The organism is Microbulbifer sp. MLAF003 (genome assembly GCF_030012965.1).
GTDB lineage: Bacteria > Pseudomonadota > Gammaproteobacteria > Pseudomonadales > Cellvibrionaceae > Microbulbifer > Microbulbifer variabilis.
Genome location: NZ_CP120232.1, coordinates 3,829,703 through 3,842,280 on the forward strand (window position 1 = coordinate 3,829,703; position 12,578 = coordinate 3,842,280).

Here is a 12,578-nt window from a genome sequence, read left to right on the forward strand (position 1 = left end):
ATAAAATTAAAAAACCATCTAAAATTAATCTCTCTTTTGAGCAAGTTTTCCAACTTGGAAGAAGCAAAAAAAATAAATACACCCCGTTAATTTAAACACGCCCTAAACTGGCAAAAAACTCGCTTTTTAAAGCACAAAACACAATAAATTGGCACGACTTTTTTCCAGACTTTAATCTTGGCAGCTATTTAATCCCTGCGCCTATTACACTCAACTAGGCGGTATCTTTGTAGAGAGCATTTTACAAAGCTGACCAACAGGTGACGTTTTATTGGCTATGCTAATGTCTACATCAACGGAAAGGAGTTAGGGGATGAATTTCACTCCAGCCAAGTACTTAATCGGAATTATCAGTGCACTGGTTCTAGCAGGTTGCTGTAGCCCTCCGGCACCTCCAGCTTACTGCCCTCCTGGCGCTGAACAAATTCCTCTTTCAATGGCCTGCCCCGCAGATGCTGACTGCTGGATGGCTTCGGATAGAGTACGCTGCATGAAAGTGGTGAAGTAAAATCACTTTCAAGCAGAACCAGCGTGGTGATTCATACTAAATGAGGTTTTGACCAAATCGGTGCTGACAGACACCTACTCTGAAAAGCTTTATTTAGTATGAATCACCACCAAATGCCGCTTTTACGAGCGGCATTTGTCTTTTGAGCAGTTCATTCTTACCGGAAACTATCCACTGTAATACACTGTAACGCTTCGGGCGCCAGCCAACAGACTGGAATGCGTTAGCATTACCCGCTTTTTTCAATCATGCACCATAAGCTTGTGTGATATTCGCAATAAGAAACCGCTCACAAGAGAGTTAATCAGCAATCACCATGACAAGTGAAACTTTGGCATTCAGCCGAGCCGCAGCAATTCAACAATTGCAGTCTCATTTTAAACAACATAAATGGTCCCTGCGTGAGCTGTTCGCTACCGATACGCAACGTACAAAAAACTTTAGCTGTGAAGCCGCAGGTATTTACCTGGATTTTAGTAAGAATCACCTACGCAAGGATACCTTCCAGTTACTACTCGATTACGCCGAAGAGCAGAATCTAGGCAATCAGATCTCAGCACTCCTTAGCGGCGCCAATGTCAATAATACTGAACACCGCCCGGCCCTACATACTGCCCTGCGCTTCCAGGGTGAACCACAAAATGATCACGAACGCGCAGTGGCTGACTGCCGCACACAGATGAGGCAATTTGCCAAAAATATCCACAACCAAAGTTGGCGAGGATTCAGCGGAAAGCCAATTCGCCATATTGTTAATATCGGTATTGGTGGGTCTGACCTTGGTCCACGCATGGTAGTGGAGGCACTTAGCCCATGGTACAAGGAAGATTTCCAGATTCACTTTGTAGCGAATGTGGATGGTGCTGATCTTAGTGATACCCTTCGGGGTCTTAACCCTGAGGAAACCCTGTTTATCGTCGCCTCCAAATCTTTTTCCACCTTGGAAACCCGCGAGAACGCTCTCTCTGCGCGCCGCTGGATAGTAGCTGCTGGCTGTGATGAAGAGAAACTTGCTCAACATTTCGTTGCCGTAAGCAGCAATATTGTTGCGGCACAGGACTTCGGCATCGCCCCTGAGAATATATTCCCAATGTGGAACTGGGTGGGTGGCCGCTATTCCCTGTGGTCCGCCATTGGCCTGCCGATCGTTCTAGCCTGCGGTTATGAAGTTTACGAGCAGCTGCTGCAAGGCGCTCACTCTATGGACCAGCATTTCGCCAATACCTCTCTGCAGGATAATCTGCCAGTGATAATGGCCCTTATTCAATTCTGGTATCGGCAGTGCTGGAATACCAGCAGCCAGGTTGTTCTGCCCTACGCTCAACGTTTGGCAAAATTCCCAGCCTGGTTGCAGCAGTTAGACATGGAAAGCCTGGGTAAAAGCGTAAATAAAAATGGTCAAGCGCTGGACTATCCGAGCGGCAGTGTAATCTGGGGTACCGAAGGCACTAATGGCCAACACTCTTTTCACCAGCTGCTACACCAAGGTACCGACCTGATCCCCGCGGATTTTATTGCGGTGAAAGAGCCAACTTCTAAATTACATGAACAGCACCGTTGGCTACTGGCATGTTGCATCAGCCAGAGCCAGGCTTTGTTGCGTGGTAAATCCCTGCATGAAGCGCGCCAGGAACTTGAAGAGGCCGGCTATACCCATCGCGAAGCCCATGCACTGGCCCCACATAAAGTAATCCCAGGTAACCGCCCAAGTAATACCTTGATCCTTGATAGGCTGGACCCTCATCACTTAGGGGCTCTGCTGGCGCTGTACGAACATAAAGTTTATGTGGGCGGCTGCTTGCTCAGTATCAATCCGTTCGATCAATGGGGTGTGGAACTTGGCAAACAGCTGAGTTCAAAAATTCATAAGGCGGCCGATAGCGAAGTACCGGAAGATTGGGATAGTTCCACCCGTATTCTGATGGAAAAACTACTGTAGAAAATCCTAGGGCAGAAAGGTATTACTCAACTAAAAAGGCCGCGGTTATAATGCGGCCTTTTTAATTTATCTTAGATTTTACACAGTTAATTTCCTTATTCCTCTCACACCTGTTCTTATAAAAATAATAACACACCTAAAAGCAAGCGGCCCCAGATTTAGGAACCACCAGCCTGTGAACCTCGCTTAAGAAGCGGCTCAATCAAATCAAGCGGCAGCGGAAATACCAATGTTGAGCTGTTATTGGCTCCGGCAATATCAATCATAGTTTGCATATAACGCAAGGTAATTGCATTTGCATTTTTGGAAAGTTGATCAGCCGCCTCAGTGAGCTTCAAAGCCGCCTGGGCTTCACCCTCTGCGTGAATAACTTTGGCGCGCCGCGCCCGCTCAGCTTCGGCCTGCTGAGCTATAGCTCGAACCATGCTCTCATCGAGATCGATATGCTTAATTTCAACATTGGTTACCTTTACCCCCCAGGCATCCGTTTGCTCATCCAAAATATTTTGTATATCCACATTAAGCTTATCGCGTTCAGAAAGCATCTCATCCAATTCGTGTTTACCTAGCACAGAGCGAAGAGTAGTCTGGGATAACTGGCTTACTGCCTCGTGGTAAAACTCTACATTGATAATTGCAGACTGTGGGTTGATTACGCGGTAATAAACCACTGCATTGACTTTCACTGAGACATTATCCCGGCTGATAACATCCTGCGTGGGTACATCCATTACCACGGTGCGTAAATCCACACGCTCCATAGTCTGGATGATGGGGATAATAATGATCAGGCCTGGGCCTTTAACTGTTTGGAAACGCCCGAGAAAAAATACCACCGCGCGCTCATATTCTCGTAGGATGCGGATGGCATACATCAGCAGCAGCACTACCGCGAGCACTAGTAGACCAATAAAATAACTGACCATTTTCCTCTCTCCCTGTTCTCACCACCTGAAATCTGCAAGCATGCAAGTACGCTCACAGGTTGATAAATTCAAAACAATTAACCAGGCTCTACATATAAAAGTAAACCGTGCTGTGCGATTACCCGTACACGTTGCCCCGGCTCCAATGGTGTCTCACATTGGGCCTTCCAGATCTCTCCATCGAGGTGCACCAGCACCTCCGTTTCTGTGACATCACTAACTACCGCGGAGCGCCCTACAAGGGCTTGGTCAGCTGGCACCCGCGGCGTACGCAAGCTTCGGCCGATAGCCAGGAAAAATGTCAACAAAAAGAGCCCGCTTACTCCGGCAATTGCGCCAATCAGCTTTCTCGAGACCTGCATGCCGGGAACATCGGTATCAATCAACATTACCGAGCCAATCACCAACGCAATAATCCCGCCAATACCCAAAGCGCCAAAGCTGGGCATAAATACTTCCGCAACAATCAGCAGTGCGCCAACAATAATAAGGGCCAGGCCTGCATAATTAATTGGCAAGACCTGTAATGCGTAAAATGCCAATAATAAACAGATAACTCCGACAATTCCGGGTACAAAGGCTCCGGGGCTATAGCCTTCAAATATCAAGCCATAAATGCCAATAAGCAGAAGAATATAGGCGACCTGCGGATTGGTAATCAGCGCCAGTAATTCATTGCGCCAATCCGGCTCATAATTTTCTATGGGTAGTTGCGCAATTTCTGTTGATAGAGTGATCTCGCCGGAGTCAAGGGAGACCTTGCGCCCTGCAATCTGCTTTAACAGGTCTTGATCATTTTTGGCAACAATATCCACCACATTCATTTCAAGTGCTTCCGAAGCCGTCAGAGTTGCCGCTTCGCGCACCGCCTTTTCTGCCCAATCCGCATTGCGCCCATGGCGCTGAGCGAGCCCCCGGATAAATGCGACCGAATCATTAACCACCTTACGTTCCATCGCAGTACCGGATAGAGGCTTCTCCTCTTTTTCCTCTTCGCTTTTCTCGTCACCTTCTTCCTTTTCTTTTTCCTCTTTTTTTCATTCTCTTGGGGCTTACCTCCCGGAGTGGGTGTTCCTGGCGGACCCCCTATTTGTACCGGTGTAGCGGCGCCAAGGGTGGTAGCTGGAGCCATGGCTGCTATTTGGCTGGCATAGAGGATATAAGTACCGGCGCTGGCCGCACGGGCGCCAGATGGGTAGACATAAGTTGCAATTGGAATTGGGGAAGAAAGGATGTGCTGGATAATATCGCGCGAAGCGGCATCAAGGCCGCCGGGGGTGTCGATGTGCAAAATAATTAATTCTGCACCCCGCTCTCCCGCTTCCTCTGTGGCACGCTTAAAATAATCGGTAGTAGCCGGGCCAATGGCGCCATCGATAGTTAAAAGTGCCACATGGGGAAAAGCGCCTTCTTGCGCGGCACTTTTACAAATTAATACGGAAAAAAACAGCGCCAGAAAAGCGACGCTGCGAGAGAAAACCGCAGGCGAAATCTGATTCAACATGCACCTTTCCCTGATGCGATTGCAGAGGCACCCGGACCAGATAGATCAATACTGGCCGGGCTAACTCAATCAGATTAACAGAAAAAAGCGGCGCTATCTGAAAACGGAACCAATCAGCATTAAACCGGGTTGCGGCGACTGTGCCAGTTCACTTCACGGGCGTACTTGTCCACTTGGTTTTCCACCCCCAATAACAGAGCAAACAATGCCATACGAACCAGCAGGCCATTATCTGTCTGGCGGAAAATTGCCAGGCTCGGGTGCTCATTTAGGTCCGTATCCAGCTCATTGGCTTCCGCGCGGGAATCCCGGGGCAGCGGATGCATAATCACCGTATTTGGTTGGGCGTTACGGGTGAAAATTTCACGATTTAGACGGAAGCGACCGCGATAAAGGTTGGCCTCTTCCTGGGAGGCGAAACGCTCCTCTTGGATGCGGGTGGAATAGACAATATCCACATCGGTAATAGAGGTTTCCAGCTGATCGGTGACCGTCACATCATGCCCTATGGTACGGAGCTTCTCTACCACCCCTTCCGGCATAGCCAGCTCCGGCGGAGATACCAGAACCACCTGCACCTTGCCAAACAGACACAACAGCTTGCATAGCGAATGTACGGTGCGCCCGTGCTTGAGATCGCCAATCATAGCGATACGGAAATCGTCCAAAGTGCGACCGTGGGCGGCCAGCTCCTTGCGGATGGTATAGAGATCCAGCAGCGCCTGGGTGGGGTGCTCATTGGCACCGTCACCACCATTGACCACCGGCACGCGGCTCGCCGCGGCAAATTCTGCCACAGAGCCCTCCTGTGGGTGACGCATGCAAATCACATCACTGTAACCAGAGAGCACTCTCGCCGTATCGTAGAGGGACTCCCCCTTTGCCATGGCACTGGCGGTAATTCCAACGGTTTCACGCACGGTACCACCCAGAAGGTTAAAAGCCGCGCCAAAGCTGAGTCGAGTGCGGGTGCTCGGCTCCATAAACATATTGCCGAGAATCGCCCCCTCCAACACGCGCGTTACTTTTTCGCGCTTGGCGTAAGGGGTCATGGCGTCGGCCACATCGAACACGCGCTCTATGTCGGCACGCTCGAACTGGCTGACGGACAGAATATTGGCTCCGATAAAGTCCATGGTTACTCCAGTGGTTGCGCCTTGTGGGCGCCAGGTGTTCGCGAGCGGCATTCTACTTGGGCACTGCAGTAGAGCCCAGAGGAAGAATAACCGCCGGCGTGATTCGATACATTAGGCGAGCAGGCTATCGCCCCAGTTTTCCAGCTCGGTAATCAGCGAGATCCGCTCCGGGTGCTGTACCCGTAAATCGGACAACTGGCGAAAATAATCTTCGAGCGTGATAGAAGCCCCAGCGGTAGGGTCAGTTAAACGCTGGAAACACCAGATCTGCCAACGCTGATGTTCCTCTTCAGACAGGGTCTCAGGAAAGTTGCGCGCACGCATGCGGAACAGCAGCTCAGGCAGGCGTTTGTCACTAAAAGGCACTTCACCAGCCAGCGCTTCGGGGCCTCGGGCAGCCAGCCCACGGTGGAGCTCACGGCAGATATCGCGGTCGGCATCACTGAGGAAACCACCATATAAATCGGCCTCCACATCTTTCTTGGGAAACTCCCGATCCAGGAATACGCTGTGTAGCTTTTCAGTCAGGTCAACATCTTTGAGCTTCTGCCAATTCGCCTCGCAGGTTGCGCGGTCGATACCTAACTCAGTGGCGCGCTTGTCATCAAGCATATTTGCCGGGGCCAGAACCGGGCACTTGTTTAAATGCACCAACTTCAGACCCACAGGCAGTTCGCCCTCACCAAGCTGGTCACGGGCAGTGTAAAGGCGCTCGCGCAGGGTATCCGCATCCAAATTAAGCAACGGTTCGGGGTCCATCGCCAGATTGGCAACAATGACCGCATTGCGGTTAACTGGATGGCTGGCCAAAGGCATTACATAGGTCAAATGCCCGTGATTTGCAGACACTTTGCCGGAGATATGCAACAGCGGGCGACGCTCGCGCATATCAATCATCTTGGCAGCTTCCTGCTTGCGACGCAGGCGGAATACATAATCGTATAATTTCGGCTGCTGCTTACGGATCAGTCTCGCCATATCAATCGTGGCGTGCACATCCGACAGGGCATCGTGGGCACCCTCGTGGGCAATACCATTAGCAGCGGTCAACTCTTCCAGGCGAAAGGACGGCGCACCGTCTTCTCGGGCCGGCCATTGGATGCCCTGAGGACGCAGGGCGTATGTGAGTCGCACCATGTCGATAATATCCCAGCGACTGTTGCCGGAGCGCCACTCGCGCTCATAGGGATCTAACAGGTTGCGATACAGGGTGTAGCGGGTAACTTCGTCGTCAAAACGCAAACTGTTATAGCCCACCCCACAGGTGCCGGGCGCACCCAGCTCGGCGAGGATGCGCTGGATAAATTCTATTTCCGGCACGCCATTGGCCAGGGCCTTTTGCGGGCTGATTCCAGTCACCAGGCTCGCCATCGGCTGCGGCAGGCAGTCCACTGAGGGGCGGCAGTAAATCATCAACGGCTCGCCGACGATATTCAGCTCTTCGTCAGTCCTGATACCGGCAAACTGCGCCGGCTTGTCAGCCCCCGGGTCTGTACCCCAGGTTTCATAATCGTGCCAATAAAGTGTGGTAGAACTCACGGTACCTCCATAATTTGGCGGCATCATACCACTGAGCGCCATGCCGTCTGGACACTTACATCCAGATTTAAACCTCTCTATAGCGAAGGTTGGTTGCAAAGCCGCCACCGCCCATTAAAATTCGGCGTTTCCACGAATTTAAGACAGCTATATCCCTCTATGAATATTCGCCAACTCCTCTCCGATAAATTCCAGGCCGCCATGCTCGCCGCCGGTACCCCCGAAGAATGCGGCCCCATCGTGGCACCTGCGAAAAAAGCCGGATTTGGCGACTATCAGGCCAACGGCGCTATGGGTGCAGCCAAGCGACTCGGTACCAACCCCCGCGAGCTGGCCAGCAAAATCCTGGAACATCTTGAAAAAGGCGATATGATCGAAAAGGTCGAGATCGCCGGTCCCGGCTTTATGAATATCCACCTGAGCGAGCAGTGGCTGAGCCAGCAGCTGTTGGCCGCGAATGGGGATCAGCGTTTGAATATCGCCGCTGTTGAAGAGCCGAAGAACGTAGTTATCGACTACTCCCACCCCAATCTGGCCAAAGAAATGCACGTGGGCCACCTGCGTACCACCATTATCGGTGATGCCCTGGCGCGTCTGCTGGAGTTCCAGGGCCACAAGGTTATCCGTCAAAACCATATGGGTGACTGGGGAACCCAGTTCGGTATGTTGTTGGCTCACCTGTCTGACAAGCTGGCGGATAGTGATGCAGAGGTGGCCTTAGCCGACCTGGAAGTATTCTACCGCGAAGCCAAAGTGCGCTTCGACGACGAAGAAGGCTTTGCCGACCGCGCCCGTGAATACGTCGTAAAGCTGCAAGGCGGCCACGAGCAGTGCCTGAAGCTTTGGAAGCAGTTTATCGATATATCTATCAGCCACTGTGAAGAAATCTACTCCAAGCTGAATGTCACCCTCAAACAGGAGGACGTTTACGCCGAGAGCCAGTACAACGACGATTTGCCGGTGCTGGTTAAAGAACTGCTGGATAACGGCATCGCCGTAGAAGACCAAGGTGCTATCGTAGTGTTCCTGGAAGAGATGGCCGACAAAGAGGGCAATCCCAGCCCGATGATTATTCAGAAGAAAGGCGGTGGTTACCTGTATGCTACCACCGACCTGGCAGCCATCCGCTATCGCGCCAACCAGCTCAAAGCCGACCGCATCCTCTACGTAGTAGATGCCCGTCAATCCCTGCACCTGCAGCAGGCTTTCGTCGCCTCACGCAAAGCTGGCTTCCTGCCGGAATCCGTTTCTCTTGAGCACTGCGCCTTTGGCACCATGATGGGCGATGACGGCAAACCTTTTAAAACCCGCACCGGTGGTACCGTAAAACTGGCAGCCCTGCTGGACGAAGCGGTGGAGCGGGCAGAGAAACTGGTAGCCGAGAAAAACCCTGAGCTGGATGAAAAAACCTGTGCGGAAATCGCGCGCAAAGTGGGCATCGGCGCAGTAAAGTATGCCGATCTGAGCAAAACCCGCACTAACGATTACATCTTCAGCTGGGAATCCATGCTCAGCTTTGAAGGCAACACAGCCCCCTACCTGCAGTATGCCTATACCCGTGTCCGCAGTATTTTCCGCAAGGCCGGTATTGAGCCGAGCGAACTCAAGGGCGACATCAGCCTGGAGAGCCCTCAAGAGCGCGCCCTGGCCATTAAACTAAGCCAATTTGGGGAAGTACTCGATCAGGTAGCCAAAGATACCTTTCCGCACGTACTCTGCACCTACTTGTACGAGCTGGCCAGTGCCTATATGAGTTTCTACGAAGCCTGCCCGGTACTGAAAAAAGGCGTCAGCGAAGAGCAGAAGCACAGCCGCCTTCAACTGTGTAACCTCGTCGCCAGCACTATTGCTACTGGCCTCGGTTTACTCGGCATTGAAGTGATGGAGCAAATGTAATTGGCTCCTGCCCGGCCACACCTCCAGCAAATATGCAGGTTGGCGAGCCGGGCAGCTCGAGCAGGTAAGCTTTCTCCGCTTCCTGCCCACCCATCCTGCATCATCAATTGCTCTATAAGGGTCACATTTCTCCCACTGGCCTGATTAAAGGAAAGTAACCCGTGAAAATCCTGATTACCGGCGCCTCCGGCCTATTAGGCCGCAGTGTATTTAAACAACTTTACAGCAACCCGGCTTTTACCGTAGCTGGTACCGCTTTTTCCCGCGTAGATGAAAACCTCATTCACCTGGACTTATCTGATAGCGACGCAGTAAAAACTTGCTTGCAAGAAATTAAGCCCGATGTCGTAATCCACTGTGCCGCCGAGCGCTGGCCAGACCGCTGTGCCGAAAACCCAGATACTGCCTGGCAACTGAATGTCAGCAGCACAGAGCTTTTGGCAAAACAATGTAGCGAAATCGATGCACAGTTAGTGTATATCAGCACCGACTATGTCTTTGATGGAACAGCGGCACCCTACAGTTCCGATGACATCCCCAATCCTGTAAATTTCTATGGCCGCAGCAAGCGAGCCGGAGAGGAAGCGGTACTGAAAAACGCTAACCATTGGGTATTAAGACTGCCCTGGCTGTTTGGACCCGTCGCCTGTCTGGAGGAATCCGGTATTACTGCCCTTCTGGATACACTGAGAGAACAAAAACCGGTCACACTGGACCACTGGGCAGTTCGCTTTCCCACCAGTGTGGAGGAAGTAGCAGAAGTATTGGAGCAATGTCTGTTAAAAATTTGCTGTAACACCAAGTTTGAAGGCATTTATCAATGGAGCGGCGATACCGCCTGCACCCGCTATGAGCTCGCTCACATTATTGCCGAAGCCTGTGAATTAAGGGCCGATCATATCAGTGCAGATAGTGAACCCAATTTTTCTGTACCGCGCCCATACAATTGCCAACTGGATAAATCACGCCTTACAGACTTAGGCATTCAAGGTAAGGAACCATTACAGCAGCAGCTGGCTCGAAATTTAAAGCCATTTATTGGAAATTGATGTAGGCAGTTTTCAATTGGTTCAACAGGGATGTATCGCTGCCGATTAAAAATCGGCACCTCTTTTGCAATATCTCAATACATAAACCAAGAGTATTACAAAAGTGGCAACCGAATAGATCATGGAAGACCTATTGGGTTCCAGGATTAAACCACTCGAAGATTAGGGAAGAGCTGATGAAATTAAAACACTGGTTTTCTGCAGGGGCTTTGCTACTGGGCAGTCTTACCACACTCGCTTCTTGCAACGCAGACAGTGGCCACCACGGTAATAGGCCGTATCAGGCCAGCAAAAACGAAGATGCCCAATCCATTATTTGGATTGGCGACTTCAATAACTTTGACGATGCCGTGGCACTGATGCTGATTGCCAAAGACCCCCGCTATACCCTGGAACTGGCAGTCGTCGAAGACTCCTTCAATACTGTAGCGCATGGAGCCAATACGGTTTACAACATACTTGAGTGGCTGGGCAACAACGATACCAAAGTAATTCGCGGTGCCTACTTTGCCACTGAAGAGGTCGCCTACGGAGCTAATGGCAAGGCTTCCAGCACTCCGGTAAATGACGACAAAGCTGTAGCAGGCCGCGATGATTATCAGCTGCCTAACTCCTCGGATTTCACCACCGGCACCTGGAACCTGGAACGCCGCAACGCCATGGGGATTAACCTTTACGGCCAGTATGTGCCCGGCCCCTGGCGCGACAACGGCTCCACCCTGTATGGCACCGATCATCTAATCCCACGCGCAAAGCAGGCGCACTATCGCTACCAGGGCAACAATGGTGTTTCCTTTAATTTCGAGCTAGCTGAGGATATTATTCTTGACACCCTGGATAACCTGGAGAAGCCCCCAGTAGTTTTCAACACCGGCAAACTCACCACCCTGGCCCGGGTACTTGGCAAAGCCAACGAAGAGCAGCTGGATAAAATTGATCGCGTTATTATGATGGGTGGCGGCTTTGAAAATTACGAGCCATTTACTGCAGATCACGAGGCGGCCTGCTTTGGCGACAAATCTCGCAACCTGGGTGGCAATATTTTCTCCCACCCAAGCTTCGGCTGTGACAGCGACTTCAGTACCCACCAGGAATTCAATATTCTGCTCGACCCCTTGAGTGCACAGTGGGCCTTTGACGCCCTGAGCGAAAGTAATATTGAAACTTATCTGGTACCCACCAACTCTACCGATATGGCCAAGGTACAGGGCAGCACCATCGAAGCCCTGGCTAAACGCCGCGCAACGCCGGAAGCCTGTTACACGTCTCAACTTCTCAGCTCTATTCGTGAATTTGAAGGTGGAGATTTCCAAGGTAATGGTGACTTCGCTATGGATGCCGTCATCCGCCTGTGGGATATTATCGCCGCACTGGTACTGCTGGAGCCTGAAACTCTGGAGATGGACCTGGTACCTGGGTTTATCGAAGTAGACCAGCTAAATGCCGGCCTGGCCGACAGTATGACTCCCTACGACCCCATCACCTTCGACCCTACCGTGGGTAAAACCACAATTACTGAAAGCGGTGAAGGGCTGGAAGTTAATGTGGTTATGGGAATCAATCATGATGCCGCCCGTACAGCAATGATTGAGCGCCTGCGTGATGGCTTTAATAGTGCACGTAAGGGCCCTAGGTGCCGGGCTAAACTACACTAATCTAGATTGTCTTAATATTAAGGAACCTTTTAATTTAATGCAGAATAACTGCAAAAGCATTAAAAGGTCCTTTGCCTAGGCAAAACAATAGACCCAGCAATACTCCCTTACACCACACGATTTCATGAGATCAGGTATTTTTCCGAACTATAAATTAATAAACCCTGAAAATAGGGATACCCTTAGTAATATTTAATGCAAATACGAAAGACAATTTTTTCTTAGTCAAAAAATGTCCCGACAGAGCCGAGTATGCACCCACTTCTTCTCAAGCTCAACTTTAAAATTTCCATGTACTTTTAAGCGGCACAATTCAGAAGCTGTTTTCATTTTTAAATTCATCTAAGTAAACAAATAAACATCTTTGCCTTTGGACTTTTCACTACGACCAGATCTGTCTAAAAATTAGGCTATTCAGTCTCATTT

General features: G+C 50.8%; 11 protein-coding genes. 5 read left to right on the forward strand and 6 right to left on the reverse strand.

Features of this window, described 5'->3' with window-relative positions; all coding sequences use genetic code 11:
• Positions 1 to 313 precede the first annotated feature (313 nt).
• A complete protein-coding gene (locus P3339_RS18350) occupies positions 314 to 508 on the forward strand; it encodes a hypothetical protein (RefSeq protein WP_157533369.1) in 195 nt (64 codons plus the stop codon).
• 93 nt (positions 509 to 601) lie between these two features.
• Here the strand turns inward: P3339_RS18350 and P3339_RS18355 are convergent, their stop codons facing one another.
• Positions 602 to 754 (reverse strand): hypothetical protein, encoded by a 153-nt coding sequence (locus tag P3339_RS18355; RefSeq protein WP_157533368.1) that lies wholly within the window; start codon positions 752 to 754, stop codon positions 602 to 604.
• 70 nt (positions 755 to 824) lie between these two features.
• On the opposite strand from P3339_RS18355, the gene pgi reads away from it, so the two are divergent.
• Positions 825 to 2,447: a glucose-6-phosphate isomerase gene (gene pgi, locus P3339_RS18360; protein WP_020412146.1), complete on the forward strand. Its 1,623-nt coding sequence runs from the start codon at positions 825 to 827 to the stop codon at positions 2,445 to 2,447.
• A gap of 158 nt (positions 2,448 to 2,605) precedes the next feature.
• Here the strand turns inward: pgi and P3339_RS18365 are convergent, their stop codons facing one another.
• The 5 genes from P3339_RS18365 to sbcB all read right to left on the reverse strand — a co-directional run bounded on the left by P3339_RS18365 (position 2,606) and on the right by sbcB (position 7,594).
• Complete coding sequence (locus P3339_RS18365; protein WP_020412145.1) at positions 2,606 to 3,373, reverse strand: slipin family protein; 768 nt, start codon at positions 3,371 to 3,373, stop codon at positions 2,606 to 2,608.
• 77 nt (positions 3,374 to 3,450) lie between these two features.
• Positions 3,451 to 4,317, reverse strand: coding sequence for an NfeD family protein (locus P3339_RS18370; RefSeq protein ID WP_282951476.1), 867 nt, complete (start codon positions 4,315 to 4,317; stop codon positions 3,451 to 3,453).
• Positions 4,218 to 4,877: a Clp protease/crotonase-like domain-containing protein gene (locus P3339_RS18375; RefSeq protein WP_282951477.1), complete on the reverse strand. Its 660-nt coding sequence runs from the start codon at positions 4,875 to 4,877 to the stop codon at positions 4,218 to 4,220. The genes P3339_RS18370 and P3339_RS18375 overlap by 100 nt, the downstream gene beginning before the upstream one ends.
• Positions 4,878 to 4,996: 119 nt before the next feature.
• The gene (locus P3339_RS18380) at positions 4,997 to 6,013 is read right to left on the reverse strand and encodes an aspartate carbamoyltransferase (protein ID WP_026304938.1); all 1,017 of its coding nucleotides are present in this window, start codon (positions 6,011 to 6,013) and stop codon (positions 4,997 to 4,999) included.
• Positions 6,014 to 6,124: 111 nt separating this feature from the next.
• Positions 6,125 to 7,594 (reverse strand): exodeoxyribonuclease I, encoded by a 1,470-nt coding sequence (gene sbcB, locus P3339_RS18385; protein ID WP_282953620.1) that lies wholly within the window; start codon positions 7,592 to 7,594, stop codon positions 6,125 to 6,127.
• Positions 7,595 to 7,711: 117 nt separating this feature from the next.
• Here sbcB and argS point away from each other — a divergent pair, with 117 nt between their 5' ends.
• The 3 genes from argS (at position 7,712) to P3339_RS18400 (ending at position 12,152) form a co-directional block, all read left to right on the forward strand.
• Positions 7,712 to 9,448, forward strand: coding sequence for an arginine--tRNA ligase (gene argS / locus P3339_RS18390; protein ID WP_282951478.1), 1,737 nt, complete (start codon positions 7,712 to 7,714; stop codon positions 9,446 to 9,448).
• A gap of 161 nt (positions 9,449 to 9,609) precedes the next feature.
• Positions 9,610 to 10,497 (forward strand): dTDP-4-dehydrorhamnose reductase family protein, encoded by an 888-nt coding sequence (locus P3339_RS18395; protein WP_020412140.1) that lies wholly within the window; start codon positions 9,610 to 9,612, stop codon positions 10,495 to 10,497.
• Positions 10,498 to 10,673: 176 nt separating this feature from the next.
• Positions 10,674 to 12,152, forward strand: a complete 1,479-nt coding sequence (locus tag P3339_RS18400) for a nucleoside hydrolase (protein WP_282951479.1) — start codon at positions 10,674 to 10,676, stop codon at positions 12,150 to 12,152.
• Positions 12,153 to 12,578 lie beyond the last annotated feature (426 nt).

Bases quoted from the DNA above. Each gene is read 5' to 3' on its own strand.
- P3339_RS18350 (WP_157533369.1), top strand. From the start codon at position 314: ATGAATTTCACTCCAGCCAAGTACTTAATCGGAATTATCAGTGCACTG.
- P3339_RS18375 (WP_282951477.1), bottom strand. From the start codon at position 4,877: ATGTTGAATCAGATTTCGCCTGCGGTTTTCTCTCGCAGCGTCGCTTTT.
- P3339_RS18365 (WP_020412145.1), bottom strand. From the start codon at position 3,373: ATGGTCAGTTATTTTATTGGTCTACTAGTGCTCGCGGTAGTGCTGCTG.
- pgi (WP_020412146.1), top strand. From the start codon at position 825: ATGACAAGTGAAACTTTGGCATTCAGCCGAGCCGCAGCAATTCAACAA.
- argS (WP_282951478.1), top strand. From the start codon at position 7,712: ATGAATATTCGCCAACTCCTCTCCGATAAATTCCAGGCCGCCATGCTC.
- P3339_RS18400 (WP_282951479.1), top strand. From the start codon at position 10,674: ATGAAATTAAAACACTGGTTTTCTGCAGGGGCTTTGCTACTGGGCAGT.
- P3339_RS18380 (WP_026304938.1), bottom strand. From the start codon at position 6,013: ATGGACTTTATCGGAGCCAATATTCTGTCCGTCAGCCAGTTCGAGCGT.
- sbcB (WP_282953620.1), bottom strand. From the start codon at position 7,594: ATGGCGCTCAGTGGTATGATGCCGCCAAATTATGGAGGTACCGTGAGT.